The organism is Bacteroides sp. GM023 (genome assembly GCF_014750685.1).
GTDB lineage: Bacteria > Bacteroidota > Bacteroidia > Bacteroidales > Bacteroidaceae > Bacteroides.
In genome coordinates this window covers 182,531-209,083 of the sequence record NZ_JAAXGE010000005.1, presented here as the reverse complement: position 1 = coordinate 209,083, position 26,553 = coordinate 182,531, and the positions used below count along the sequence as shown (strand labels likewise).

The 26,553-nt window shown below is 41.3% G+C and carries 25 protein-coding genes; 11 read left to right on the top strand and 14 right to left on the bottom strand.

Annotated features, from left to right (window positions below):
- Positions 1-87: 87 nt before the first annotated feature.
- Together HC965_RS11865 and HC965_RS11860 are read right to left on the bottom strand one after the other, a co-directional pair.
- Entirely contained in the window at positions 88-2,139 is a 2,052-nt protein-coding gene (locus HC965_RS11865) for a cytochrome c biogenesis protein CcdA (RefSeq protein WP_191031649.1), read from the bottom strand.
- A gap of 18 nt (positions 2,140-2,157) precedes the next feature.
- Positions 2,158-2,457: a Dabb family protein gene (locus HC965_RS11860; RefSeq protein WP_191031648.1), complete on the bottom strand. Its 300-nt coding sequence runs from the start codon at positions 2,455-2,457 to the stop codon at positions 2,158-2,160.
- A gap of 106 nt (positions 2,458-2,563) precedes the next feature.
- Here HC965_RS11860 and udk point away from each other — a divergent pair, with 106 nt between their 5' ends.
- Both udk and HC965_RS11850 read left to right on the top strand, forming a co-directional pair.
- Positions 2,564-3,175, top strand: a complete 612-nt coding sequence (gene udk / locus HC965_RS11855; protein WP_191031647.1) for a uridine kinase — start codon at positions 2,564-2,566, stop codon at positions 3,173-3,175.
- Positions 3,176-3,199: 24 nt separating this feature from the next.
- The gene (locus HC965_RS11850) at positions 3,200-4,591 is read left to right on the top strand and encodes a transporter substrate-binding domain-containing protein (protein ID WP_191031646.1); all 1,392 of its coding nucleotides are present in this window, start codon (positions 3,200-3,202) and stop codon (positions 4,589-4,591) included.
- A 13-nt stretch (positions 4,592-4,604) separates the two neighbouring features.
- Here HC965_RS11850 and HC965_RS11845 read toward each other — a convergent pair whose 3' ends face one another.
- The 9 genes from HC965_RS11845 to HC965_RS11810 form a co-directional block, all read right to left on the bottom strand.
- On the bottom strand, positions 4,605-6,155 hold the full coding sequence (locus HC965_RS11845) for a sodium:solute symporter (RefSeq protein ID WP_191031645.1): 1,551 nt from the start codon (positions 6,153-6,155) through the stop codon (positions 4,605-4,607).
- A complete protein-coding gene (locus HC965_RS26680; protein WP_223854845.1) occupies positions 6,152-6,277 on the bottom strand; it encodes a symporter small accessory protein in 126 nt (41 codons plus the stop codon). Before HC965_RS26680 ends, HC965_RS11845 begins: the two co-directional genes overlap by 4 nt.
- A gap of 71 nt (positions 6,278-6,348) precedes the next feature.
- The gene (locus tag HC965_RS11840; protein WP_191031644.1) at positions 6,349-6,948 is read right to left on the bottom strand and encodes a nitroreductase family protein; all 600 of its coding nucleotides are present in this window, start codon (positions 6,946-6,948) and stop codon (positions 6,349-6,351) included.
- Positions 6,949-6,960: 12 nt separating this feature from the next.
- Positions 6,961-9,708: a methionine synthase gene (metH, locus tag HC965_RS11835; RefSeq protein ID WP_191031643.1), complete on the bottom strand. Its 2,748-nt coding sequence runs from the start codon at positions 9,706-9,708 to the stop codon at positions 6,961-6,963.
- 87 nt (positions 9,709-9,795) lie between these two features.
- Complete coding sequence (gene smpB, locus HC965_RS11830) at positions 9,796-10,248, bottom strand: SsrA-binding protein (RefSeq protein ID WP_022139564.1); 453 nt, start codon at positions 10,246-10,248, stop codon at positions 9,796-9,798.
- Positions 10,249-10,257: 9 nt separating this feature from the next.
- Complete coding sequence (locus HC965_RS11825) at positions 10,258-10,803, bottom strand: Yip1 family protein (RefSeq protein ID WP_191031642.1); 546 nt, start codon at positions 10,801-10,803, stop codon at positions 10,258-10,260.
- Between the two features lie 32 nt (positions 10,804-10,835).
- Positions 10,836-11,591 carry a hypothetical protein gene (locus HC965_RS11820; RefSeq protein ID WP_191031641.1) on the bottom strand — a complete coding sequence of 252 codons (756 nt, stop codon included), beginning with the start codon at positions 11,589-11,591 and terminating at the stop codon, positions 10,836-10,838.
- A gap of 82 nt (positions 11,592-11,673) precedes the next feature.
- Entirely contained in the window at positions 11,674-12,174 is a 501-nt protein-coding gene (locus tag HC965_RS11815; protein ID WP_191031640.1) for a DMP19 family protein, read from the bottom strand.
- A gap of 227 nt (positions 12,175-12,401) precedes the next feature.
- Positions 12,402-12,806: an HsmA family protein gene (locus HC965_RS11810; protein WP_167963913.1), complete on the bottom strand. Its 405-nt coding sequence runs from the start codon at positions 12,804-12,806 to the stop codon at positions 12,402-12,404.
- A 238-nt stretch (positions 12,807-13,044) separates the two neighbouring features.
- Between HC965_RS11810 and HC965_RS11805 the strand changes: the two genes are divergently transcribed.
- The 5 genes from HC965_RS11805 to HC965_RS11785 all read left to right on the top strand — a co-directional run bounded on the left by HC965_RS11805 (position 13,045) and on the right by HC965_RS11785 (position 16,989).
- A complete protein-coding gene (locus tag HC965_RS11805; RefSeq protein ID WP_004296942.1) occupies positions 13,045-13,746 on the top strand; it encodes an iron-sulfur cluster assembly scaffold protein in 702 nt (233 codons plus the stop codon).
- Positions 13,747-13,765: 19 nt separating this feature from the next.
- Positions 13,766-14,776 (top strand): GGGtGRT protein, encoded by a 1,011-nt coding sequence (locus HC965_RS11800; RefSeq protein WP_191031639.1) that lies wholly within the window; start codon positions 13,766-13,768, stop codon positions 14,774-14,776.
- Positions 14,777-14,994: 218 nt separating this feature from the next.
- Positions 14,995-15,597 (top strand): hypothetical protein, encoded by a 603-nt coding sequence (locus tag HC965_RS11795; RefSeq protein ID WP_191031638.1) that lies wholly within the window; start codon positions 14,995-14,997, stop codon positions 15,595-15,597.
- Between the two features lie 471 nt (positions 15,598-16,068).
- Positions 16,069-16,287: an XRE family transcriptional regulator gene (locus HC965_RS11790; RefSeq protein WP_191031637.1), complete on the top strand. Its 219-nt coding sequence runs from the start codon at positions 16,069-16,071 to the stop codon at positions 16,285-16,287.
- Between the two features lie 207 nt (positions 16,288-16,494).
- Positions 16,495-16,989, top strand: coding sequence for a lipocalin family protein (locus HC965_RS11785; RefSeq protein WP_191031636.1), 495 nt, complete (start codon positions 16,495-16,497; stop codon positions 16,987-16,989).
- A gap of 179 nt (positions 16,990-17,168) precedes the next feature.
- Here the strand turns inward: HC965_RS11785 and HC965_RS11780 are convergent, their stop codons facing one another.
- A complete protein-coding gene (locus tag HC965_RS11780) occupies positions 17,169-17,783 on the bottom strand; it encodes a zeta toxin family protein (protein ID WP_191031635.1) in 615 nt (204 codons plus the stop codon).
- Positions 17,780-17,986 carry a hypothetical protein gene (locus HC965_RS11775; protein WP_191031634.1) on the bottom strand — a complete coding sequence of 69 codons (207 nt, stop codon included), beginning with the start codon at positions 17,984-17,986 and terminating at the stop codon, positions 17,780-17,782. Before HC965_RS11775 ends, HC965_RS11780 begins: the two co-directional genes overlap by 4 nt.
- Before the next feature lie 173 nt (positions 17,987-18,159).
- On the opposite strand from HC965_RS11775, the gene HC965_RS11770 reads away from it, so the two are divergent.
- The 3 genes from HC965_RS11770 to HC965_RS11760 all read left to right on the top strand — a co-directional run bounded on the left by HC965_RS11770 (position 18,160) and on the right by HC965_RS11760 (position 20,282).
- Positions 18,160-18,513 carry a DUF1622 domain-containing protein gene (locus HC965_RS11770; RefSeq protein ID WP_191031633.1) on the top strand — a complete coding sequence of 118 codons (354 nt, stop codon included), beginning with the start codon at positions 18,160-18,162 and terminating at the stop codon, positions 18,511-18,513.
- 123 nt (positions 18,514-18,636) lie between these two features.
- Positions 18,637-19,749 carry a helix-turn-helix domain-containing protein gene (locus HC965_RS11765; protein WP_191031632.1) on the top strand — a complete coding sequence of 371 codons (1,113 nt, stop codon included), beginning with the start codon at positions 18,637-18,639 and terminating at the stop codon, positions 19,747-19,749.
- Between the two features lie 134 nt (positions 19,750-19,883).
- The gene (locus HC965_RS11760) at positions 19,884-20,282 is read left to right on the top strand and encodes a LytTR family DNA-binding domain-containing protein (RefSeq protein WP_191031631.1); all 399 of its coding nucleotides are present in this window, start codon (positions 19,884-19,886) and stop codon (positions 20,280-20,282) included.
- Between the two features lie 19 nt (positions 20,283-20,301).
- On the opposite strand, the gene HC965_RS11755 is transcribed toward HC965_RS11760, so the two are convergent.
- The gene (locus HC965_RS11755; RefSeq protein WP_191031630.1) at positions 20,302-20,703 is read right to left on the bottom strand and encodes an FKBP-type peptidyl-prolyl cis-trans isomerase; all 402 of its coding nucleotides are present in this window, start codon (positions 20,701-20,703) and stop codon (positions 20,302-20,304) included.
- 97 nt (positions 20,704-20,800) lie between these two features.
- On the opposite strand from HC965_RS11755, the gene HC965_RS11750 reads away from it, so the two are divergent.
- On the top strand, positions 20,801-26,518 hold the full coding sequence (locus HC965_RS11750; protein ID WP_191031629.1) for an alpha-2-macroglobulin: 5,718 nt from the start codon (positions 20,801-20,803) through the stop codon (positions 26,516-26,518).
- The last annotated feature ends 35 nt before the right edge of the window (positions 26,519-26,553 follow it).

Sequence of the window (26,553 nt, the reverse complement as noted above, 5' to 3'; positions counted from 1 at the left end):
ATATTTCAATCTATTCTATTCAAAAAAGCGACCTCACCGAAAGGATGAGGCCGCTTTTCTATTATCAGTCTATCAGGGAAACTGTTGTTATTTCCCTTTCTTATAGTTTTCCAATCCGGTCTGCAGGAACTCGATGTACTTAGGAATATCCTCGTTGTAAGCATACGACTTGTTCAACGGTTTACCTTGATTATCGAGCAATACATAGAAAGGCTGGGCGTTAGCGCCAAACTTCACACGTTGCAGATAACTCCATTTATCACCGACGGTACGCAAAGTACGTTCTGTTCCATTCTCTACAATCTTCACGTTTTCAGTCAACGGAGTCTTGTTGTCCACGTACAGTGTAATCAAAACATAGTCGTTATTAATCAAATCGCTCACTTTCGGGTCAGTCCATACTGCTGCTTCCATCTTACGGCAGTTTACGCAACCATATCCGGTAAAGTCGAGCATAACAGGTTTTCCATTCAGACGCGCATATTCCATTCCTAAATCATAGTCATCGAATTTTGCATGTACGTCGTTCTTATATAAATTGAAGTCCTGCGTCTGCATAGGCGGAGCAAATGCACTTACTGCTTTCAAAGGTGCTCCCCACAAACCGGGAACCATATATACGGCAAACGCCAAAGAGATCAGCGCCATAAAGAAGCGGGTAACTCCTACCTTATTATTATCGTCATCATGCAGGAATTTAATCTTACCCAACAGATAGAGTCCAAGCAAAGCAAAAATAACAATCCATAAAGCAAGGAATGTTTCACGGTCAAGCAGTCTCCATCCATAAGCCAGGTCGGCTACTGATAAGAACTTAAGCGCGAATGCCAGTTCAAGGAAACCCAGCGTTACCTTAATTACATTCATCCATCCGCCTGATTTCGGCATAGATTTCAGCCATGACGGGAACAGAGCAAACAGAGTAAACGGCAAAGCCAATGCGATGGCGAAGCCCAACATACCGATTGCCGGAGCAACGACACTTCCTGTTGTGGATACCTGTACCAGCAAGAAACCGATAATCGGACCTGTACAAGAAAAAGATACCAATGAAAGTGTGAAAGCCATCAGGAAAATGCTCAATAATCCAGTGGTAGATTCCGCTTTGCTATCTACTGCATTTCCCCACTTTGACGGCAGTCTGATTTCGAATGCTCCAAAGAATGAAGCAGCGAAAATTACCAGCATCAGGAAGAAGAGAATATTAAAGATGGCATTGGTAGACAAAGCATTTAGCGCACTGGCACCGAAAATCAACGTAATAGCCAATCCCAGCACTACATAAATCACAACGATGGATGCACCGTACGTCCACGCATCCCGAATACCTTTCTTTTTATCTTTACTGCGTTTCAGGAAGAAACTTACTGTCATCGGAATAATCGGCCATACACAAGGAGTGAATAAAGCGATTAATCCACCGAGGAAACCTGTTATAAAAATATAGATCCAGGACATATCTTCCTGACCATGTTCTTCGCCTAACGCTTGCAGGTCACTGATAACCGGCTTCCAAAGCTCACTGGAACTAACTGCCGACTGAACATCCGTAGCAGCATCCACCGGAGTAGCGGGAACCAATTCCATCATGGCAGCAGAATCTTTCACTTCAGCAGGAGCAGGAGCTGTTTCTTCTTTTTTTTCTGCTTTATCTTCTTTAGCTACCGCCGCAGCCGTATTCCCGGCTTTAGCCTCACCTGTATATTTGAATGGAACTTCAGTAGGTGGCAGGCAACTTTCATCATCACAAGCTCCATATTCCAGATAACCTTCTATTGCATAGGCTCCACCTGTGAACTTCACCTTCTGAACAAACTTAGCCGTATTCTCAAAATAGCGTACTTTCATTTCGAATAATTTATCGAAAGTCGCTACTTCTTTACCTACCGGTTTTAATTTACCTACCGGTTCAATACCTGATTTCTTATCAACGTTGAAGGTTGCGGAAATAGGTCCGCCATCTCCAAGTTCAGTAGAATACACATGCCACCCCTGATCAATGGTTGCGGTAAAAATAATTTCCGCTTCCGTATCAGAAAGAGATTTCAACTCCGTTTTAAATTTCACAGGATCTTTAATCTGCGCTTGCAGTGCATACACTACAAAGCTTAGAAGCAGAAAAGAAATTAACTTTTTCATTCTTTTGTAATTGGGGGGTTATAATTCATAATCTACACACGCACGGCTTTCCTTCGTCACTGCCAAAATCTTACCGGCAGCCACGTGTTCGGGATGCGTTGCATAGTACTTCACATCTTCTAAAGTATCAAACTCGCTGTAAAGCGCAATGTTCCATGTTTCGCCGGGATTCATGTTCAATCCGACTTCCACTTTACGAATTACAGAGATTTTGGCAGGAAGTGCTTCTATCGCTTCCTTAAATTTAGTCATGACTTCCAGTTTCTCTGCAGCGGAAACTTCGTCTTTTAACTTAAATAATACAATGTGTTTTACCATTACGTTGTTATTTTAATGAATTGTTTCTATATTTGTCTTGTTAATGCATATGACATTAATATAAATGCAAAATTAGTCTATTTAGTTTAAATATACACTTAAAGAGATGTTAATTATAGGAATAGCAGGCGGAACTGGCTCCGGAAAGACCACCGTCGTACGGAAAATAGTAGAAAGCCTCCCCGCAGGAGAAGTAGTGTTATTACCGCAGGATTCATACTACAAAGACAGTAGCCACGTCCCAGTCGAAGAACGCCAGAATATCAATTTTGACCATCCGGATGCTTTTGAATGGAGCTTGCTCTCCAAACACGTCATGACGCTGAAAGAAGGCAAAAGCATCGAACAGCCCACCTATTCCTATCTGACCTGCACCCGCCAACCCGAAACGATTCATATCGAGCCACGCGAAGTCGTTATTATCGAAGGTATTCTTGCCTTGTGTGATAAGAAGCTACGCAACATGATGGATCTTAAAATATTTGTAGATGCCGATCCCGACGAACGCTTGATACGTGTTATCCAAAGAGATGTCATCGAGCGCGGACGAACTGCCGAAGCTGTAATGGATCGCTACACGCGGGTTCTGAAGCCGATGCACCTGCAATTTATCGAACCTTGCAAGCGTTATGCCGATCTTATTGTGCCTGAAGGCGGTAGCAACAAGGTAGCTATCGATATACTGACAATGTACATCAAAAAACACCTTAAGAATTAAAAATTGAAAATTGAAAATTGAGAAATGAATGTCAAGCCACTGATTATCCCTTTATTCCTTGTGCTATTCTGTTGCGTAATCGGATGCCGTGACAAGCAACATAGTAAAACGAATGAATCTGCCCGCGATCTTCCACAGATAAAAGATAGCGGCGAATTGGTTGTATTGACATTGTATAGCTCTACTTCATATTTCATTTACCGGGGACAGGAAATGGGTTTCCAGTATGAACTTAGCGAACAGTTTGCCAAAAGCCTGGGTTTAAAACTTCGAATAGAAGTCGCCAATAACGTTGACGAACTGATTCGGAAATTACTGGCAGGCGAGGGAGACATGATTGCCTACAATCTGCCTATCACCAAAGAATGGAAAGACAGTCTCCTTTATTGTGGGGAAGATGTGATAACCCATCAGGTGATTGTCCAGCAAGGGAGAGGTAAACAGAAGCCTTTGGAAGATGTTACCGAACTGATTGGAAAAGACATCTATGTAAAACCCGGAAAGTATTATGACCGCCTTGTCAACCTGAACAGCGAACTGGGCGGCGGCATCCAAATCCATGAAGTGAACAATGACAGTATCACCACCGAGGACTTAATCACACAAGTGGCACAAGGTAAAATACCATATACTGTGGCCGACAATGATTTAGCAAAACTAAATAAGACGTATTATCCCAATCTGGATATAAACCTATCTATCAGTTTCGACCAGCGTTCTTCCTGGGCAGTACGGAAAGACAGCCCGGAACTAGCCGAAGCCGCCACTAAATGGCATCAGGAGAACATGACATCTCCTGCTTATACTGCCAGTATGAAACGTTATTTTGAAAACAGTAAAATGATGCCCCACTCTCCTATCCTTTCATTGAGAGAGGGAAAGATTTCCCATTATGATGATCTATTCAAAAAGTATTCCAAAGACATTGGATGGGATTGGCGTATGCTTGCGTCTCTGGCTTATACGGAATCCAATTTTGACACAACAGCCGTATCCTGGGCAGGTGCCAAAGGACTCATGCAACTAATGCCCGCCACTGCCCGGGCAATGGGAGTGCCTGCCGGAAAGGAACAAAACCCGGAAGAGAGCGTTAAGGCTGCCATCAAGTATATTACTGCTACCGACCGTAGTTTCAGTATGATTCCCGATAAAGAGGAACGTCTCAACTTTATCCTCGCTTCCTACAATGCCGGTTTAGGACATATTTACGATGCCATGGCACTGGCCGAGAAATACGGAAAGAACAAACTGGTATGGAAAGATAATGTAGAAAACTTCATCTTACTCAAAAGCAATGAAGAATACTTCACCGACCCCGTTTGTAAAAACGGTTACTTCCGTGGCATAGAGACTTACAATTTCGTTCGCGACATTATGTCACGCTATGAATCTTACAAAAAGAAAATCAAAGCGTAAAGAAAGTAACTTACTACTTATTTTTATAGGTTACCAAACTAACTGCCACAATAGCCAATACCGATAAAGGCAAAGCAAATAATATCGGGTCAATGACTGGGAAAGGATAAGTAGTAATCAATACATCCCGTCCGAACAGAGCTTTGCAGATGCCCAATGCTGCAGATTCTTTCTGATGAAGGAATACAAGAGCAAACAAACTTCCGAGTGTTCCTACCCAAAGACTTGCCATTACACCCTGTTTGGTAGCTTTCTTCCAATACAAAGCACAGAAATAAGCCGGCAGGAAAGCAGCCGCACAGATTCCCATAAAGATAGAAGTTCCACGGGCAATAATGTCATGGGGCAGCATATAGCAAATAATATAGCTGACTAAAATGGAGAACAATACGCCAAGACGGATTACATTGGTAAGTTTACCCCGTGAACGCGGCTTATAAGTTCCGTAAATATCTGAACCTACCGAAGCCCCCATCGTATGAAACTGTGAACTAAGTGTAGACATACTGGCTGAAAGGATACACAACATAAAGAGTGCCGCAAACCAGTCGGGCATTGCCTTATTAATAAAGTAGGGAATAATCTTATCAATATCCTGTACTACCTCTGTTGCAACCGCCCCTTCTGTTTTCAGGAAGAAAAGATTACTCAACGCTCCGGCATGATAGATAGCCCCTACCGTTATAATCAGAAAGAAACAACCGATAAACACACCACGATTCAACTGCTTGCCACTCTCTACCGTCATAAAACGAACCACCAGCTGCGGTTGCGCAAGACAGCCGATTCCAACTCCTAAAATAAGGGAAGTTACCAATGAATACCATTGCGGAGAACCCGTCACAGGCATCGCTGTCCATCCCTGATGCCCCAACGCTTTAAACTTTTCCGGGACTAACGGAGCAATAGCTGTCAATTCCTTATTTGCCTCCGTAAAGCCCATACCGAGCACCTGATACAAAGAGAATAACAGAAACAGCATACAGCCGAACATGATAACTGCCTGCAAAGCATCTGTGTACATTACCCCTTTCATACCACCCGCTATGACATAAGCAGCAATTACCAATGTGAATATCAATAAGGAGACATTGAAGTCTATTTGAAAAATCTGTTCGATAAAGACCGCCCCGCCTTTCATTACGACGGCTGCATAAAGTGGCATTCCAATGAAAATGACAACAGCAATAAATACCTGTATATTACGTGAACGGAAGTGACGGCCTAATAATTGAGGAAAGGTACTCACATTTAATTTTGCTCCCATACGCCGGGTACGTAACCCGAAAAAGATAAAGGCAATGACAACCCCGATAAACATATTGAGGAAACACAGCCATTGGATACCCATTCCGAAAGCAGCGGCCACACCACCAAACCCCACGATAGCAGATGCTGAAATAAACGTAGCACCATAAGAAAGCGCCATCACGATAGGATTCATCTGTCGTCCCCCCACCAGATAATCACTGGTAGACGTCGTTTTCTTATATCCTAAAAAGCCAAGATAGGCGAGTGACAGCAGATAAGCTATCACAATCAGTCCAAGTGTAAATGTATTCATCGTGTTTCGTCTTTTTCATCGTCCTTATTCCAATATTTCAGCCCGAACCAGGCAGCAAAAATCACGCATACCACCGAAAGCAGGTATGGTATAATGATAAAAGGGTCTTCTATTCCAAACATTTGCGTATCAGATTTTAATCAATTAAGGCGCAAATGTAAGGAATTTATTGAAAAGACAAAACTTTTGTTTACTAATACTGATTATAATGTATCTTTTTCTCGTCAAATTTCTGTTTCGGGTTCTCTTTTGTAGCCGGATAGCCGAAAGGAATGACACAAAGCGGAAGAATATTCTCCGGAAGGTTGGTGTACTTGCGTACTACCTGCATACGGTCTTCATAAGGATAGGCTGCTGTCCATACAGCTCCCAATCCCAGGCTTTCGGCAGCCAAAAGAATATTTTGTGCGGCGGCAGAACAGTCCAAGTACCAATAAGACGAACGTGCAGAGTCTCCGCAAACGATAATGGCATTGCGAGCCTGAGTTAACATTTTGGCATAAGGAAGTGCGGCAGCCATCGAATCCAGTTTGGCACGGTCGGTCACTACGACAAACTCCCAAGGACGGACATCCTTTCCCGAAGGCGCAGCCATTCCGGCACGAAGCATTAAATCGATTTTCTCTTTCTCCACTCCTTTATTCAGATAAGTGCGCACGCTTTTGCGCTCAAAGATATTATCCAATGCAGCATTTCCGGTTTCGGACGTTCCTTTTTCTTCTTTTGCAGAAGAACATGACATCATAGTAGTTACTACCATGAACAGACATAGGAAAGAGAAAATCTTTTTCATTGTGGTAATGTTTTAAAATAGGTTCAACTTATTTTTCTGTGCTTCTTCCAATGAAACGGTTTCACGCTTCATCATGCCACTCTTTTCACGAAGTGTCTCATATTCAGTTTTCAATTCGTTCACCAGTTCGGCTCTCGCCTGCGGATTCAGCAGTTTAGCAGCAACACCCGCATTCAATGACGCATCTTTCAAGTGCACCACCGGAGCATGATACACAGGAGCAATCTTCAATGCTGTATGCATCTTTGAGGTAGTAGCTCCTCCAATCAGAAGAGGTATATCCAATCCTGCCTTTTCCAATTCAACGGCTACGTGAGCCATTTCTTCCAGTGAAGGAGTTATCAAACCGCTCAATCCAATCATGTCTACCTTTTCTTCAATAGCACGCTGAACGATTGTTTCTGCGGGCACCATCACTCCTAAGTCAACAATATCATAACCGTTACAGGCCATCACCACGGCAACGATATTCTTTCCGATATCGTGCACGTCGCCTTTCACAGTAGCAAGTAATATTTTTCCGGCAGAGGTTGCTCCATCAGTTTTCTCCGATTCAATGATAGGCTGAAGGATAGCAACGGCTTTTTTCATTGTCCGGGCAGTCTTTACCACTTGCGGAAGAAACATTTTACCTGCTCCGAAAAGTTCACCGACATAATTCATTCCATCCATCAACGGACCTTCAATCACATTGACCGCTTTATCGTAAAGAGGCAGTGCTTCTGCCAAGTCCTGCTCGAGAAAATCGCCAATTCCTTTCATCAAAGCATACTTCAAACGTTCTTGAACAGATCCTTCTCTCCAAGCATCCTGCTTGACAGCCGATTCTCCCGCGGTTCCGCTCATTGTTGCTTTCAGAGATTCTGCCAATTCAATGAGACGTTCCGCTGCATCAGGGCGGCGGTTCAAAACAACATCTTCGATTTTCTCCAGTACATCGGCCGGAATATCGCTATAAAGAACGGAAGTTCCCGGGTTCACAATTCCCATATCCATCCCTTGCTGGATGGCATGATAAAGGAACACGGCATGCATGGCTTCACGGATATAATTATTGCCACGGAAAGAGAAAGAAAGGTTACTTACTCCACCACTGATGTGCGCACCGGGAAGGTTTTTCTTTATCCATCCGGTAGCTTCAATGAAGTCTACCGCATAGTTGTTATGTTCTTCGATTCCCGTAGCTACGGCGAGCACATTGGGGTCGAAGATAATATCATGGGGATTAAAATTTATTTTATCGACTAACAGACGGTATGCACGTTGGCACACTTCTATTTTACGGGCAGCGGTATCTGCCTGGCCTTTTTCATCAAAAGCCATTACGACGGCAGCAGCTCCGTATTGTTTGATAGTCCGGGCATGTTCGAGAAATACTTCTTCTCCTTCTTTCAAAGAAATAGAGTTGACGATTGATTTACCTTGCAGGCATTTCAGTCCGGCAACAATCACTTCCCATTTGGAAGAATCAATCATAACTGGGACACGGGCTATTTCCGGTTCGGACATAATAAGATTCAGGAAGGTAGTCATTTCAGTCTTGGCATCCAATAGACCGTCATCCATATTGACGTCGATTACTAAGGCACCGTCTTCTACCTGTTGGCGGGCAATGGAAAGAGCTTCATCGTATTTCTTTTCATTGATAAGGCGAAGGAATTTACGTGAACCGGCTACGTTACAGCGTTCACCGACATTCACAAAATTAATTTCCGGTTTCACTTCCAGCAGTTCAAGGCCGGAAAGCCACATACAATCCGGTTTTGCGGACGGGACGTGTGGTCGAGCACCTTCTATCAGGGATGAATATTCGGCGATGTAGGCGTCCGTCGTTCCGCAACAACCACCGATAATATTGATTAATCTTTCGTCGATATATTCTTTCACTTCGTGAGCCATGTCCGCAGGTGTCTGATCGTACTTACCGAGACTATTCGGTAATCCGGCATTCGGGTAGGCACTAATATAATAAGGTGCACGGGCAGCCAATTGCTCAAGGAAAGGTTTCAACTGACGGGCACCGAACGAACAGTTCAGGCCGACAGAGAATATATTGGCATGTTGTACGGAAGCGAGAAACGCTTCCAATGTTTGTCCTGACAGAGTTCGTCCGCCAATATCGGATACAGTCACTGATAACATGACAGGTACTTCGACTCCTGTCACTTTCATAGCCTGTTCTGCAGCAAAAATAGCCGTTTTAGCATTCAGTGTATCAAATATCGTTTCAATCAGAATGGCGTCTACCCCACCTTCAAGCATTGCTTCCATCTGTTGCTGATAGGCAGCGGCCAGTTCGTCATAGCTCAAAGCGCGATAAGCCGGGTTGTTCACGTCCGGGCTCATGGAGCAAGTTTTATTCGTAGGTCCTACGGAACCAGCTACAAAACGAGGTTTGTCGGGATTCTTTACAGTATATTCGTCCGCTAGTTCACGGGCCAGTTTCACTGCGGCAAGATTCATTTCACGCACATATTCTTCTACGTGATAATCGGCCATAGAAACGGTAGTCGAACTAAATGTATTGGTTTCGATAATGTCTGCACCTGCTTCCAGGTATTTACGATGAATATCCCGAATCACATCGGGACGTGTCAGACACAACAAGTCATTATTCCCTTTCAACTGTCCGGGAATATGCGCGAAACGTTCACCACGAAAATCTTCTTCTTTGAGATTATATTGTTGAATCATGGTACCCATTGCTCCATCCAAAATAAGGATGCGCTCGGATACGATCTGCGAAATAGTCTTTTTCATTTACCCTATCACATTTATACCTAAAATTATCACTCTGCCAACGACCGGATTTATCACAGTCCGGAATTTATCTTATAGCGGTCCTACTTACCGCTTGAACATTCTTGCCATATCTCTACGGTCATCTTTTTCCTTAATGGATTCTCGTTTATCATATTCTTTCTTTCCTTTCGCCAAAGCGATTACCAGTTTCGCCAAACCTTTTTCATTGATAAACAAGCGTACGGGAACAACCGTAAAACCGGGATTCTTCATATCCCGTTGAAGTTTCTCCAATTCTTTCTTACTAAGCAACAACTTCCTCTCTCTACGCGCCGTATGATTATTATACGAACCATAGAAATACTCGGCGATGTGCATATTCTTCACCCACAATTCGCCTTTCGCAAAATAACAAAACGTATCTACCAGGCTGGCTTTTCCCAAACGAATGGATTTGATTTCAGTACCGGTCAGTACAATACCTGCTGTGTAGGTATCTATCAGTTCGTAATCAAACGTAGCCCGTTTATTCTTAATATTTACAGAGGGTTGTTTCATCTTCACACATTAATTAAGTATGGCCGTTAATTTATTAAACACGATTTGAATCAACGTCGGACATAGTATTAACAATACAGACGACAAAAGGGTGTATCTCAATCGTTGTTTTTCTTCTACTCCCATCAGTATAGGAGTTCCTTCCCATACTATATAGACGATGTAGAACTGTAGCAGCCAAGCAATAATTCTAAAATCAGGTAATAGTCCGGTTACGATCTGAAGCAAGAAAGGTACAACAAGGGCATATCCCGCAAACTGTTGTGTCAGCGGCATATTGCTATGCATACCAAACATTCTTGTCCCCATCTCATTAATGGCATAAGCTGCCAAAAAGTAGCCACCGAACAAGGCTACAGCTACGGCACAGCAATTGGTCATAGCTATCTGGAAACTTTGCGGACCGCCCCATCCATTCGTCAATAATGACCCGATGAACACGGACAGACCGCATAAACCAATCATAGGATAGACAAAAGCCATATATACTTTTCGCCTATCCTCTTCCATAGAAATTTCCTCCCAAGCCTTGGCCGGAGAGGAAATCAATTTCATTGCTATGTTAAATAGTTCTTTGTAGTTCAATGTTACTGTGTAATCTTTGAATAATCGATATCAAACTTATCTTCTTTTGTAGAAGAGTTAGCCAAATCATCAGAAGTTTTATTCACTTGAGCATGTATTGTTATTGTTTTCAAATTTGAATACCGACTTATAATATAAGACAAATCATAAGCTTCATAACTTACAGTATAAGAATCACGAACTACCTTTTCATCATCAGTGACAACGTGATTTACAAATAGATCTAACGTTTCACCACCTTTAGCAACTTCTTCCTCGTCATATGAAATAACAAACTTATGTTTTTTCAATTCAGCTTCCAGTTCTGTTGCAACTGAAGAGTTTTTGAAATGGAACATTGCAGGAAGAATCAATGTATTCTTATCAAATAAATAAGGATAATACGCATTTTCATAATTCAAAGCATACATTGTTGCATTCGCAGTCTCCGGTGTAGAAGTTACCGACGGACCATCTATGTTAGTAGGAGTAGAAGTCAAAGTAAAAGTAATGGAAGCTGTATTAGCATTCACGTCTTCCCTGTTATACTGACCATTAATAATATACATACCTGAACTTAAAAGCATAATACTAGTAGCATCAGTAGGAATCCATTTAGTTCCATCCATAGTTTTAAAGCTACTCGCATAAGAGTCTAATTTTGCGATGACACCGAAAGTTTGCGGTCCATTATTGTCATCCCCATTCATACAAGAAGTAACTGACAAACCCATCACCACAGCCATCAAAGCTACCAATAAAAATTTCATCTGTTTCATAAACATATTTTTTAGATTTTGCAAAGATATAAATTCTAATTCACAATTAATAAATGCAGATACTTAAAAAATACTGCATCCGCTACTTTATTATTTTTGCAAAAAGTTCCAAATGGTCATCTACATAACTTGCAATCAATGCCGTAACCTGCTCTTCCATCTCTAAATAAGCCTCTTCCAACTCATCAAAGGCTTCGTATTGCTCATACATAGCCATAAATTCATCATCCGTCCGTTCCTTCTCCAAGTCTTTACGGTTGGCATCAAATATTTTCTTTGCTTTATAGATTAACTTCGAGAATTCTTCCACTCCCCACAAACGCATTACTTTAGCAAATGGATTATCAAAGATATATCCACCGTAACCGTTTTGGATCAACTGACAGAATCCCCCTGCCATCACCTCATCACGAAATATCTGATAAGCCAGCAAAGAATGTTGTTCTCCCGTCAGCAGAGACATTGTTTCAGCAGCCAGTTCGCCACCAATCACCTCTTTATATTTATTGGTAAATACCTGGATAAACTCATCCATTCCTTCACCCGCAGCCTTTTGTAAAGCAGCATCTGTAATTTCTATCATAGCCTATTCAATAAATTTTGCAACAAAGCTACGAATTTTATTCTACATCCCAACAATTCATAAAGCAAATAAAACCATTAGAAAACAAAAGCTTAAAAGCCATCTCCGTTTCCCCGTAGAGAAACGAGCGTTTCCTCGGTGAGAAACTGGCGTTTCCTACAATGGAAATTACAGGAAACTATAAAGGTTTAATTTATAGATACATAGCTACCAATACGAATAACCACTTATGCATGTAAACGCATACCCAAATACATACCTATAAAATAAGGTATAAGCCAGATGCACCAAACCACAATGCTGAAACGGTTAAAATGCCGTTTCGCCTGTGCCGAACCTTTCACGTAAGTCCATATCGCCCATGAAGCATGTACAAACATAAGAAGAATGGCAATCGTACCCGTCACCGTATGAATCTCGTCATGCAAATGAGTTAGTTCGGCAATATGTTCCATCAGGCTTGTGCCAACCGCATCAGCAATCAAACCTAGAAGAAAAAAGACAATATGCCAAAACTTTAATTTCTTTTGGAGACGTTCTCCCCAAACGCCAATCGTATAAAAAATAAGCGCAGATGAAATAACACAAATTGCCGCAATTAAATAATGTATATCTATTTGATTCAGTTCCATAAATTTTGGTTTTCTAATAATAACAAAGCAACAAATAGATAGTTCGTTCACCCCCAATCTTCCGCAAATGCAATCCCGACTTTACAAACTGCGAAAAAACGTAAACTGAATTGTCACTTTTCACAAAAAAGTAATAAAAGGCGATTTGCAGAAACAAATAAATCGACTACCTTTGTGGGCGATTTAGAGAATCGTGACTACGTATTTTTAATTATATCACTTAAAAAAAGAGCTAATTATGACTTATTCACACGAAGTGGAACACATGTGTGTTGTAAAGAAGGGTCCTAACCACGGACCGGCTCCCATACCCGAAGAAGGCAAATGGGTAAAATCTAAAGAAATCGTTGATATTTCTGGTTTGACACACGGTATCGGTTGGTGCGCTCCTCAACAAGGTGCTTGTAAACTGACACTGAACGTTAAAGAAGGTATCATCCAGGAAGCTTTGATCGAAACAATCGGTTGCTCTGGTATGACTCACTCAGCTGCTATGGCTTCTGAAATCCTTCCGGGTAAAACAGTTCTTGAAGCACTGAACACTGACCTTGTTTGCGACGCTATCAATACAGCTATGCGCGAACTGTTCCTGCAAATCGTTTACGGACGTACTCAATCAGCTTTCTCTGAAGGTGGTTTGATCATCGGTGCAGGTTTGGAAGATTTGGGTAAGGGTCTGCGTAGCCAGGTAGGTACTCTTTATGGTACTTTGGCTAAAGGTCCTCGTTACCTTGAAATGGCAGAAGGTTATATCAAACAAATCTTCTTGGACAAGAACGACGAAATCTGCGGATACGAATTCGTACACATGGGCAAGTTCATGGACGAAATCAAAAAAGGTACTGATGCTAACGAAGCATTGAAAAAAGTTACAGGTACTTATGGTCGCGTAACAGCAGAACAGGGAGCAGTTAAATCTATTGATCCACGTCACGAATAATATAAGGAGGAAAGAAACTATGATTAGAGAAGTAAAATTCGAAAGCCAAGACCGTCGTATCAAAGGTATCATTGAAGCCTTGAACGCTAACGGCATCAAAGACATCGAAGAAGCTAACGCTATCTGCGAAGCTGCCGGACTTGATCCTTATAAAACGTGTGAAGAAACTCAGCCTATCTGTTTTGAAAACGCAAAATGGGCTTATGTTGTAGGTACTGCAATCGCTCTTAAGAAGAACTGCACAAATGCTGCTGAAGCTGCCGAAGCTATCGGTATCGGTCTGCAAGCATTCTGTATCCCGGGCTCTGTAGCTGACGACCGTAAGGTTGGTATCGGTCACGGTAACCTGGCTGCTATGTTGCTGCGCGAAGAAACTAAATGTTTCGCATTCCTGGCAGGTCACGAATCTTTCGCTGCTGCTGAAGGTGCTATCAAAATTGCTGCAAAAGCAGACAAAGTACGTAAAGAACCGTTGCGTTGCATCCTGAACGGTCTTGGAAAAGACGCCGCTCAGATCATCTCTCGTATCAACGGATTTACTTATGTTCAGACTCAATTCGATTACTTTACAGGTGAACTGAAAGTTGTTCGCGAAATCGCTTACTCTGACGGTGCTCGTGCAAAAGTAAAATGCTATGGTGCTGACGATGTTCGCGAAGGTGTAGCTATCATGTGGAAAGAAGGCGTAGACGTATCTATCACAGGTAACTCTACTAACCCGACTCGTTTCCAACACCCGGTTGCCGGTACTTACAAGAAAGAACGTGTTCTTGCTGGCAAACCTTATTTCTCAGTAGCTTCAGGTGGTGGTACAGGTCGTACTCTTCACCCGGACAACATGGCTGCCGGTCCTGCTTCTTATGGTATGACTGACACTATGGGTCGTATGCACTCTGACGCTCAGTTCGCTGGTTCTTCATCTGTTCCTGCTCACGTGGAAATGATGGGATTCCTGGGAATTGGTAACAACCCGATGGTAGGTTGTACAGTAGCTTGTGCGGTTGATGTAGCTCAGGCTTTAGCTAAGTAATTTAGATTACTTTATATAGAAAAACTTCTGTAATCAGTAAGATTACAGAAGTTTTTCATATAGATAAATAACTGCTCCATAAAGAATAGAATATCCTCTAACACAGCCCTTTTAAAAATGTTGTAGTTAAACTATGATGATTTAAAGGAGAATGATTATCTTTGTCTTAAACTCATAATCATAAGATTTATGGAATATATTAATGAATTTCACAAACAATGGATAGAGCGTACTCGTCAATCAATAATATCCTGGAGCAAGCAGCCTGCATCGTCAAAAGAGGTAAAAAAGCAACAGGAGAAATTGAACCAACAGAGGGCTATAAGAGAGGGCAAATTAAAGAATTAACAGACTTTGCCCATACTAACAACTTATGGATTGACTTATCCCACCTCGACATTACCTATATGGATAAAGGTGGTGAGAATGAAGTGTTCCATGATGGAAAAGTATCTGTTATCAAACTGAATAATTTTGAATACGCAGGCGATGACCTGGAGAACTTCTTCATTCGTATTGTCGCACACAATAAGTTCTTCAGTAATGTCCCCTATCAAATGATTGGTTTCTCTTACAACAGCCAACAGGAGTTTTGCGCAGTCCTCATACAGCCTTATATTATAGCAGAACGGGAGGCCACAGAAGATGAAATAGCCACCTATATGCAAGCATTAGGCTTTGAAATGGATTATTACGACGAATATCATAATGAAAATTATGAAGTGTTTGATGCAGTCCCTAATAATGTACTTTATGGGATAGATGGAGACTTATACTTCATTGATACACAAATAAGATTAAGGACTTCCATGTATATTTAAAACAATAAACTTTTGGAATAGCGATTCCATTCATATACTTATTAAAAAGATACTTGAGCTTTTAGCTCTTATTCTCTGTTCTGAAAACCGCCAATTTAAAGTAAGTGAGAATAAGTTGATAAAGGTTTGCGCTTTATAGGCGTGAACTATTCATACTTATTTACTTGCAGGGTGCTTGGCGGTACCTCAGAACAAAATAAGTTTCGAATGGTTCCGCCTTTTTTATTTTATAAAAAGCTAAGAATATGTATCCGTACATTCATACAAGACATAACAGATATATAAATCTATATCAGAATATTTCTCATTCAACATATCAGCACAAATATTTCCTACTTGTGAATAATAAGCTACATATACGTGACTTATTATCAACATTAAAAATCTAAAACTGACGAAATTAGGGATAACTTTGTATAAATATATAAAAGCTACAAATAGAGACAAACACTTCTCTAAAACAAGAATGACATGATACACATTGGTCAAATAATAGAGGCAGAACTTCACAAACAAGAACGCTCCGTAACATGGTTTGCCAACAAACTTTATTGCGACAGAACCAATGTATATAAAATATTCAAACGGGGAAGTATAGATTCTGATTTGCTTTTACGAATATCCATTATTCTCAAACACAACTTCTTCATTTACTATCTGCAAGAGTTAGAAAGTTGTAGCAACGAATAAAGTAACTAAACATAAACCACTTTTAGTTATTTTATTTTCAAGAAGTAGCCTAATCAGCTACAGTTCTGTTACTACACAGCTACAAACAATTTACGACTCACATCTAATTACAACATATCTTTGCAATGTCAAAGAATTGCATAATCAAAATGACATTTTTAGACATAGTAGTTATATTATCAATATCTAATTTAAATAAAAAAAGTTATGAGAAAAGTATTTTGGAAAATTGCAACTTGCATTAGCGTTATGTTACTGACTTTTTGCATTTACTCTTGCAGTAATGATGATGAAGATTCAGTTGGTTCACGAGAAATGTTATTGGGGACGTGGAACGGCATATCCTATTTGAGTCAAGAATGGGAAAATGGAGAACTGACGGAAAACAACATTGAAGATTTTGTCAATGGAACAAACAGATTTTCAATAGAATTTAAAGAAGATGGCACTTACCAAACAATAGACACATACCTTGACCCCGAAGGCCATTTTGCCCCCTCAACAACTAAAAATACTGGTACATGGTCATATTCTGGAAATAAACTGACTTTAGACGAAGACGCTGATGTTGAAAAATATTCCACAGAAACCTGGACTGTAACCAAAATGACAGAAACAGAATTATCCTATGAGATACGCGTAAAGTCGAAGGAAGATGGCATTAATTATGAATACAATGACCAATTTATCTTCACCAGATAAAACACATAAACTCTTTGGGTAAGATAAAAATCATATCTGGATTTTCATTTTATTTGAGTAACTTACGTGATCGTATTAAATCCACCTATTTAGTAGATGGGTTTAATACAATTTAAATGTATTCCTTATTGGTCGATATATCATACAAGTTACAAATGCAGAACAGATTAAGTACCCGTTCAGTCATCGCGTTTATCATATATAGCTAATGCCCATCTAGGAATAGCATTCACATATTGCTTCACTAATTTTCCATCTTTTAATCGGAAAAGGAGTTGTGCGTCCACATCCTCAATTGAATTATCATAGATATAAGCCCGATCTACAAAGTCTGATACAATGCTACTATTAGCAATTGACTTATCATACCTAGATATTATTTTAGTAATAGGAACATCATGTCCACCTTCCATTACTCTACGCGCGATACGAGCAGCATTAATAGTAGGATGTTCTGTACAAACAAAGAAGAAACGAATAAAAAAACCCGCTTCTTTCGCTCGCAGAATATAGTCAATCTTATCTTCTACAGACAAAACAGTTTCAAAAATAAGACTTTTATGCTCAGCAAGACATTGCTCTCTTAGTTCTTCACAATATTTCACTGCCTGCATCACCGCTTCCTTTGAATTCCAATTTCCATACTTCTCTTGAGCTATAATATCAGGATTTATATAAACAGCATCTTCCATCCATTCATGATGAAGTATTTTAGAAGTAACAGAAGTTTTACCGGAACCATTAGGTCCGGCAATCACAATTAAAACTGGACTGTGCATAGAGTGTTCCATCATTCTACAACTTTATTACGTCTTTGCATCCATTCTTTTTTTCGTAATGCAACAGTTTCATCCAAACGTTTAAAAAGTTTATCTGTTGCTTCCAGCCCCTTACGTTTTGCTTCTTCCGCCACCTCTCTCATTAAGGTAGCAAGCATTTGATCAGTAGGTTCTTCCATACTAGTCAAACGATAAGAATTCATTTCTTTTTCAGACATAGTTATCAATATTTAGTTCTACAAATATAATCATTCCAATATAGATATAACAATCTAAAGACCATTTTTGCATATTGAACATTGATTATTAGTATATTCATTATCAATTCTCCTTTTGATAAAACTATTCAAGGAAGTCAGTTGTTTATATAGTATAACCAAAATTATACACAATGCTACTGACTTTCTTAAATATGCTTGCTACTATCATCAGCGTAATAAGTCTGCTGATTGTCACCTATGGAGTATTCGTCGGCATCATTGCTTTTCTACGCAATGAGATAAAACGATTCAACGGGACATATACCGTTAATAATATCCGGCAGCTCAGGGCTGATTTCGGTAGTTATCTTTTGCTTGGTCTGGAGTTTCTGATTGCATCTGACATACTGAAAACTGTAGTTGATCCGACCCTGGATGAATTGGCAATTTTAGGCGGGGTAGTTGTGGTAAGAACAGTACTTTCTGTCTTTTTGAATAAAGAGATTAAAGAATTGGCAGAAAATGAGTCCTCTAAAGAAATATAATATCTAGTGGCATAATCTCAAAAGCCATACTTTTTCTATTGCCTGATATGACTAAATTGATTACTTTTGTTTCCACTAACTCTCCAGTTAGAAGAAGGAAAAGAGTAAAAACACGTCATAAACATGGGAATACTACATTTATCAATTGAACTCACACTTGATCTGATTGCCTTGATATCAGGAATTATTCTTATTTTTCGCGCTAAAGATAATTACCCGAAATTATATTGGGGAATTATAGCAGTGGGTATAGGACTTATGTTCTCATGGGAAAATATCGGATGGCTGACAATCGTAACAGATACTCCTGAATACAATTTCACCGATCTGCTCAACATCGAAAAGATGCTCAAATGGTATGCTTTAGCTAATATCGTTGTTCTATTTCCCACCGCTTCTCTATCTCCGGGATATCTTAACCACTTCAGAATATTTACATTCCTATTGCCGCCTATCATAACAATAACTGTAGGAATTTGCTATTTGGGATTCAACGGAGTTATAACTCCTATTTACTCATTGAATGAAATAATACCGAATATAAATAATACAGATGTTAGGCTCAGGATTTGTATATTCTTACTTTCTGTCCTTACACCCCTCTTTATTCTTACTCATACAATGATCTGCACAAAAACTTATCGCAGAATAAATAAGAATATGTACTTGTTTATAGGTTTCCTGTTCTTATTTTTAGGAATATATATTCTATTCACTTTAAACATCAATGAATTTATTTTCAATTTATTCGGCATTACAGCAATTGTTTTCACCGTTCTATTTTCAATACTATATTTACGATACGAGAATCCATTTTCGGATCATATCAGTATGGTGTATAATACCAATAAAAAGATATCGCAAGTAGAAAATTCACCTCAACCTCTCCCACTTTTCTCAACCATTGAAACATATCTTAAAGAGCATCATCCTTATACAGACCGACTGTACAACATAAAAGATTTAGCTAAATCCTTAAACGAAAAAGAGCACGATATTTCGATGGCAATCAAAAATCAGGGTTTTAGTGGCTTCCGGGAATATATAAACTGCAACCGGCTAGAATATTTCAGACAGTTAGCAGTCGAGAATCCGGAGAAAAGCATGAAGGAATTAATGTTCGCGTGCGGTTTTAGTTCCCGGGCAACTTTCTACCGGAACTTTTCTGATAAATATGGCGTATCTCCCAGTAAATTCATTGATAATCAATATAATAACAAAGAAGTTCTTATCTAAAAGAATATCAATATCGCTGTATAAAAGTGTCTCATTTCGGGAATGAGACACTTTTTATTTTCACAATTAAGAGCAATGCACTACTTTTGACTGAAAGTAAAATATGACATAAGCCATATAGACAAGTAAATCACATGGACAATAAAGAGACACACACCGAGCGTTGTAATCATACAATCGTCGAAAAGCATCAAGAGAACATTTTCTTATACACGACTATTACCGGAAATTTGCAACTGGTTCATTTTGAAGAAATCGGTTACTTCCGCTATAACTCCAAAAGTAAATTGTGGGAAGTTGTATTGTATAATAAGCACACCTTACTATTAAAGAGAAATACAAACTCACAGAAAATACTGAACTTGCATCCTTGTTTGGTTCAGATCAGCCAGTCCTATATTATCAATATCACTTATCTGTCATCAATTGAAGATAACAACTGTCTATTACTTCCTCCCTTCAGCAACTCAGAAACTCTGCAAGTAAGCAAATCCTTTATGAAAAAGCTGAAAGAAAGATATCCTTGTCTCTGACAATCAAAAGCCCTGTTTTTTATGCAACAGCCAATAGTTCCACTTCGAATACCAATGTTGAGTAAGCCGGTATAGAATCAGTATTTTTATTACCGTATCCCAGTGTATAAGGTATATAGATAATCCATTTATCGCCAACGTGCATTTTTTGAAGTGCCACCTGCCAACCTTCTATCACATCACTAAGGCGCAATGCATCCGGGCAATTGCGCTCATAAGAATTATCAAACATCCGGCCATCAATCAGACTTCCCGTATAATGCACGGTGATAATACTCCGCGCACCCGGAGAAATCGTTCCTTCACCAGTCTCCAAAATTTTATAATAGATACCACCCGGCAATGCGGAAACACCTTCTTGAAAAGCCAATCTTTTCAGGAACCGGCGGTTAGCTTCTTTGTATTCTTTCTTTTTTCCCATAAACAATCTTATTAGAGCGTACAAAAATAAGTAGATTTGAAAAGAATCTATCATAAAAACTGTATATTTGTTCATTGAACTATAAAACTTCTTCGCTATGGGACAAATTAAAACTAGATGTAGCAGGATTGCTACCGGATTATTCTTCCTTTTAATGATGATTGTGAGTTTTTCCGCATGTACGCGCAGTCAAAAAGACATTATCCCTTCCGCAGAATATGCGCCATACGTTAACGCTTATACAGGTGGAGTCATTTCACAAGGCTCGACCATACGCATCGAACTGACGCATGACCAACCAATGGTGGATATGAACAATGAATTGAAAGATAATCCATTCAGTTTCTCGCCCTCATTGAAAGGAAAAGCATATTGGGTCAGCAATAATACCATTGAGTTTGTTCCGGAAGAAGGTACACTGAAACCGGGGGCATTTTATGAGGGGACTTTCCAACTCGGAGATTTTATGGAAGTCGATAAGCAACTGAAGGAGTTTAACTTCTCATTCCGGGTGCAGGAGCGTAACTTTACTATCCATACAGAACCTATAACGATTACAGCTACCCAACCCGATGAAGTAAGTATAAAAGGAGAAATACGTTTCAGTGATGTAGTGAAGAAAGAAGAGGTGGAGAAAATGCTGACAGCCATTACTGGCAAAAGTTCTAAACAAGAAGTACACCTCAGCACTACGCCGAAAAAAGAAATGATAGGGAAAATACAAACAGCCGATAATGGAAAAAGCAAAAACTATCCGGTAGAGATTACTTCCACTGATAATTCCACCCGTTATGAATTCAATATCAATCGGATTCCACGAGAAGCGGAAGATTACCAACTGGAGATAAAGGCCAATGGAAGTCCTGCACGGATTGACCATACACAAAGCGAAGAGATTCTGATTCCGGCAAAAGACAGTTTCCGTTTTCTGACAGCCGAACGCGTTGACCAACCGGAGAATGGGATTGAAATCGTATTCTCCACTCCCGTATCCAATACGCAGGATTTGAAAGGACTCATTGAAATACCGGAAGTATCTTCTTCTATCACTCAAATCAAGGACAATAAAGTGTTTATTTATTTCGAAGCGAACAAGATTAATAAACTGACTTTAAATATTCACGAAGGAGTAAAAAGCAGTCAGGAACAGACCTTAGGAACTTCACATTCTATCTCGTTCAGCGAGTTGAATCTAAAGCCGCAGGTTGAAATGTCTACTTCGGCAGCTATTCTTCCCGATTCCAAAAGCTTGATTATCCCGTTCCGGGCTGTCAATCTGTATGCGGTGGACTTGAGTGTGATACGCATTTTCGAGAATAATGTGTTGATGTTCATGCAAAGCAATTCACTGACTTCTGCCAATGAGTTGCGCCGTTCGGGACGATTGGTTTATAAGAAAACATTGTGGTTGGGCAAAGACTCTTCCAAAGACGTTCACCGTTGGGAAGATTACTCGATTGACCTTGCCGGACTGATTCATCAGGAGCCGGGTGCTATCTATCGTGTCATTCTATCTTTTCGGCAAGAGTATTCGGCTTATCCTTGCGGTGGTAGTGACAAGCAGGAAATGAAATTTGCCGACAGCACTTCCGATGGTCTGACCAAAGTAAGCGGAAGTGTTATATCAGAAGAAGACGAAGCCGTTTGGGATACTCCCGAAGCCTATTATTACTATAACGGCTCAACAATGGACTGGAGTTTGTATCGTTGGCAGGAACGGAATAACCCCTGCCATCCATCCTACTACATGGGTTCAGACCGGACAGCAGCCTGCAATGTCTTTGCTTCTAATTTGGGAATGATTGTGAAGAGAAACTCCCTGAACAATTTATGGATTGCAGTCAGCAATATTTTGGATACCAAACCGGTCGGGAAAGCACAAGTCACCGTTTACAACTTCCAGTTGCAAGTGATAGGCAAAGGGGAAACAAACGGAGAAGGTCTGGCAGAAATCGCTCCGAAAGGCGTACCCTTTATTGTCGTAGCAGAATCGGATAAGCAAAAAGCCTATGTACGTGTGGTAGATGGAGAAGAACAATCCGTCAGCCGGTTTGATGTGGGCGGAAAAGATATTCAGAAAGGGTTGAAAGGATTTATATACGGTGAAAGAGGTGTATGGCGACCGGGAGATACGTTGCACATATCCTTCATCCTGGAAGACCGCGAAAAAAGAATACCGGACAAGCATCCGGTAGCACTGGAGATTTACAATCCGAAAGGACAGTTCTATACCAAGATGATTTCGACGCAGGGAATGAATGGCTTCTACACCTTTGATGTTCCGACCCAACCCGATGACCCTACCGGACTTTGGAATGCATACGTAAAAGTAGGCGGAACCACTTTCCATAAAGGGCTGCGCATCGAGACGATAAAGCCTAACCGGCTCAAAATAACATTGGCACTGCCCAGAGTACTTCAGGCAACGGACAAAGAGTTTTATGCTCCGCTCACTTCCTCCTGGCTGACAGGAGCAACCGCTTCACGCCTGAAAACCAAAGTAGAGATGTCATTGTCCAGGGTAAACACACAATTCAAGGACTACGGACAATATATCTTCAATAATCCGGCTACGGATTTCTCAACCATCAAAACAGATGTATTCGATGGTGTGCTTGACGCGGAAGGAAGAGCGGGAGTTACGCTGAAACTACCGGTGGCAACCAATGCGCCGGGTATGCTGAACGCTTCTTTCACTACCCGTGTATTTGAACCGGGCGGAGATGCGAGCATTTACACACAAAGCGTTCCTTTCTCACCGTTCACATCTTATGTGGGTATTAATCTGAATCAGCCGAAAGGGAAATACATTGAAACGGATAAAGACCATGTATTTGACGTTGTTACCGTAAATCCTGAAGGAAAACCGGTAAGCCGTTCGAATCTGGAATACAAAATATACCGCATCAGTTGGAGCTGGTGGTGGGAGAACAGTGACGAATCTTTCAGTTCCTATATAAACAGCAGTTCCATTACTCCGGTAGCCAGTGGCAACCTGCAAACCAACGGCGGAAAGGCTTCCTTCAAGTTCCGTGTCGATTATCCGAGTTGGGGACGTTATCTCGTATATGTGAAAGATAAAGAGAGCGGGCATGCCACCGGTGGTACAATCTATGTAGACTGGCCGGACTGGAGAGGACGTTCAAGCAAATCTGACCCCAGCGGTATCAAAATGCTTGCATTCTCACTGAATAAGGATTCTTACGAAATAGGCGAAACGGCTACAGCCATTATCCCCGCAGCAGCCGGCGGTCGTGCGTTGGTATCCATCGAAAACGGTTCGACGGTACTTAAGCAGGAATGGATAGAGGTATCCAATCAGGGAGATACGAAATATAGCTTTAAGGTTACGCCGGAAATGGCACCGAACGTATATTTGCACATCAGCCTGTTGCAGCCTCATGCACAAACAGTCAATGACTTACCGATTCGTATGTATGGTGTTGTCCCGGTATTCGTGACTAACAATCAGACTATCCTGCAACCGCAGATACAGATGCCGGAAGTGTTGCGACCGGAAACGAGTTTCAATGTCACCGTCAGCGAAAAGAACGGGAAGCCGATGACTTATACATTGGCTATCGTGGATGACGGTTTGCTGGATTTGACGAACTTCAAGACTCCCGACCCCTGGAACGACTTCTATTCACGTGAAGCACTCGGCATCCGGACATGGGATATGTATGATAATGTATTGGGAGCTTCCGCCGGAAGTTACAGTTCTCTTTTCAGCACAGGCGGTGACGCTTCATTGAAGCCGGCGGATGCCAAAGCGAACCGTTTCAAACCAGTAGTTAAATTTATAGGGCCTTTCTATTTGGGTAAAGGCAAGCGCGAGACACATGCATTGAAGTTGCCGATGTATGTAGGTTCGGTACGTGCCATGGTAGTGGCAGGACAGGACGGAGCTTATGGCAATGCGGAAAAGACGTCTTATGTGCGGACACCGTTAATGCTTCTGTCTACTTTACCGCGTGTACTTAGTATTCAAGAGGAGATTACCGTTCCGGTAAATATCTTTGCCATGGAAAATCAGGTGAAGAATGTTACAGTATCTATCCAGGCTACCGGTGGCGGTGTTCAGATTGTCGGTTCTCCGCAACAGTCGCTGACCTTCAATCAACCGGGCGACCAACTTGCTTTCTTTACATTAAAGACGGGCAGTAAGACGGGAAAAGCAACCATCCACCTTACAGCAAGCGGTGGCGGACAGCAGACGAAAGAAACCATTGAAATAGAAGTGCGCAACCCGAACCCGATTGTGACATTACGCAACAGCCAATGGGTAGAGAGCGGACAAAGCGGAGAACTGTCATACAGCCTTGCCGGTTCTTCCGACGATAATCATATCCAACTGGAAGTTTCACGTATTCCATCAGTAGACATCAGCCGTCGATTCGACTTCTTGTACAACTATCAGCATCATTGCACGGAGCAGTTGACTTCCAAAGCCCTGCCACTCTTATTCGTCTCCCAATTCAAAGCGGTGGACGAGCAGGAATCAGAGAAAATAAAAACAAATGTGCAGGAAGCCATCCGTCAGGTTTATGCCCGTCAACTTCCGAACGGCGGATTTATCTATTGGCCGGGAAATGCCGTTGCCGACGAATGGATTAGTTCATATACGGGAATGTTCCTCACGTTGGCACAAGAGAAAGGCTATGCCGTTCACTCCAATGTATTGAATAAGTGGAAACGTTTCCAACGTGCAGCGGCTCAAAACTGGCGCATGCCGCAGGATGCAAGTAGCTGGCAGCAATGGCAGTCGGAATTGATGCAGGCTTTCCGTTTATACACTTTGGCATTGGCAGGCGCACCGGAATACGGAGCAATGAACCGGATGAAAGAACAACAAGGATTGTCTATCCAGGCAAAATGGAGACTGGCAGCCGCCTATGCTTTGACAGGCAAGATGAAACCAGCCGAGGAATTAGTGTACAATGCCGAGACTACCGTTATCCCCTATTCTTCAATGAATCTGATTTACGGTTCATCCGACCGGGATGAAGCGATGATTCTGGAAACATTGATTCTGATGAACCGCGAACGGGATGCGCTTCAACAGGCGAAGAAAGTCTCACAGAATCTGTCACAAGAGAATTGGTTCAGTACTCAATCTACTGCCTTCGCCCTTATGGCAATGGGACGGTTGGCCGAAAAGTTATCAGGTACATTGGATTTCACATGGACATGGAACGGTAAGCAACAACCTGCGGTAAAATCTGCTAAGGCTGTATTTGAGAAAGAGATTTCCACTTCCCCGAAATCCGGTACGATTTCGATAAAGAATCAAGGCAAGGGGGCACTGGGCGTAGATATTATCACACGTACACAGTTGCTGAATGATACGCTGCCTGCCATTTCGGACAATATCCGGATGGATATAAGATATGCAGACATGAACGGTACACCTATATCAATAGATGATATCAGGCAAGGTACTGATTTTATCGCTGTTGCCGCCATATCCAATATCAGTGGCACTTCGGACTATATCAACCTGGCACTGACGCATATCATACCGTCCGGATGGGAGATATACAATGAACGAATGTTGGTTGCTGATACAGAGAACGCCGCCAGTGCAACCAGTACTCCAAGAAACTCAGTCAGCAAGTATTCCTATCAGGATATTCGCGACGACCGTGTATTGACTTATTTCAATCTACGCCGTGGAGAAACGAAAGTGTTTACAGTCAGGCTGCAAGCCACTTATGCAGGTAACTTTATCCTTCCGGCTATTCAATGCGAAGCCATGTATGACGCAACCGTGCAAGCACGAAGCAAAGCAGGAAGAACGACGGTGAGTAAGTAAATTTCAGGCACGGATTACACGGATTTCACGGTTTT

What these genes read in the sequence shown, in the direction of transcription:
- HC965_RS11865 (WP_191031649.1), bottom strand. Translation starts at nt 2,139, where the DNA reads ATGAAAAAGTTAATTTCTTTTCTGCTTCTAAGCTTTGTAGTGTATGCA.
- HC965_RS11860 (WP_191031648.1), bottom strand. Translation starts at nt 2,457, where the DNA reads ATGGTAAAACACATTGTATTATTTAAGTTAAAAGACGAAGTTTCCGCT.
- udk (WP_191031647.1), top strand. Translation starts at nt 2,564, where the DNA reads ATGTTAATTATAGGAATAGCAGGCGGAACTGGCTCCGGAAAGACCACC.
- HC965_RS11850 (WP_191031646.1), top strand. Translation starts at nt 3,200, where the DNA reads ATGAATGTCAAGCCACTGATTATCCCTTTATTCCTTGTGCTATTCTGT.
- HC965_RS11845 (WP_191031645.1), bottom strand. Translation starts at nt 6,155, where the DNA reads ATGAATACATTTACACTTGGACTGATTGTGATAGCTTATCTGCTGTCA.
- HC965_RS26680 (WP_223854845.1), bottom strand. Translation starts at nt 6,277, where the DNA reads ATGTTTGGAATAGAAGACCCTTTTATCATTATACCATACCTGCTTTCG.
- HC965_RS11840 (WP_191031644.1), bottom strand. Translation starts at nt 6,948, where the DNA reads ATGAAAAAGATTTTCTCTTTCCTATGTCTGTTCATGGTAGTAACTACT.
- metH (WP_191031643.1), bottom strand. Translation starts at nt 9,708, where the DNA reads ATGAAAAAGACTATTTCGCAGATCGTATCCGAGCGCATCCTTATTTTG.
- smpB (WP_022139564.1), bottom strand. Translation starts at nt 10,248, where the DNA reads ATGAAACAACCCTCTGTAAATATTAAGAATAAACGGGCTACGTTTGAT.
- HC965_RS11825 (WP_191031642.1), bottom strand. Translation starts at nt 10,803, where the DNA reads ATGAAATTGATTTCCTCTCCGGCCAAGGCTTGGGAGGAAATTTCTATG.
- HC965_RS11820 (WP_191031641.1), bottom strand. Translation starts at nt 11,591, where the DNA reads ATGAAACAGATGAAATTTTTATTGGTAGCTTTGATGGCTGTGGTGATG.
- HC965_RS11815 (WP_191031640.1), bottom strand. Translation starts at nt 12,174, where the DNA reads ATGATAGAAATTACAGATGCTGCTTTACAAAAGGCTGCGGGTGAAGGA.
- HC965_RS11810 (WP_167963913.1), bottom strand. Translation starts at nt 12,806, where the DNA reads ATGGAACTGAATCAAATAGATATACATTATTTAATTGCGGCAATTTGT.
- HC965_RS11805 (WP_004296942.1), top strand. Translation starts at nt 13,045, where the DNA reads ATGACTTATTCACACGAAGTGGAACACATGTGTGTTGTAAAGAAGGGT.
- HC965_RS11800 (WP_191031639.1), top strand. Translation starts at nt 13,766, where the DNA reads ATGATTAGAGAAGTAAAATTCGAAAGCCAAGACCGTCGTATCAAAGGT.
- HC965_RS11795 (WP_191031638.1), top strand. Translation starts at nt 14,995, where the DNA reads ATGGATAGAGCGTACTCGTCAATCAATAATATCCTGGAGCAAGCAGCC.
- HC965_RS11790 (WP_191031637.1), top strand. Translation starts at nt 16,069, where the DNA reads ATGATACACATTGGTCAAATAATAGAGGCAGAACTTCACAAACAAGAA.
- HC965_RS11785 (WP_191031636.1), top strand. Translation starts at nt 16,495, where the DNA reads ATGAGAAAAGTATTTTGGAAAATTGCAACTTGCATTAGCGTTATGTTA.
- HC965_RS11780 (WP_191031635.1), bottom strand. Translation starts at nt 17,783, where the DNA reads ATGATGGAACACTCTATGCACAGTCCAGTTTTAATTGTGATTGCCGGA.
- HC965_RS11775 (WP_191031634.1), bottom strand. Translation starts at nt 17,986, where the DNA reads ATGTCTGAAAAAGAAATGAATTCTTATCGTTTGACTAGTATGGAAGAA.
- HC965_RS11770 (WP_191031633.1), top strand. Translation starts at nt 18,160, where the DNA reads ATGCTACTGACTTTCTTAAATATGCTTGCTACTATCATCAGCGTAATA.
- HC965_RS11765 (WP_191031632.1), top strand. Translation starts at nt 18,637, where the DNA reads ATGGGAATACTACATTTATCAATTGAACTCACACTTGATCTGATTGCC.
- HC965_RS11760 (WP_191031631.1), top strand. Translation starts at nt 19,884, where the DNA reads ATGGACAATAAAGAGACACACACCGAGCGTTGTAATCATACAATCGTC.
- HC965_RS11755 (WP_191031630.1), bottom strand. Translation starts at nt 20,703, where the DNA reads ATGGGAAAAAAGAAAGAATACAAAGAAGCTAACCGCCGGTTCCTGAAA.
- HC965_RS11750 (WP_191031629.1), top strand. Translation starts at nt 20,801, where the DNA reads ATGGGACAAATTAAAACTAGATGTAGCAGGATTGCTACCGGATTATTC.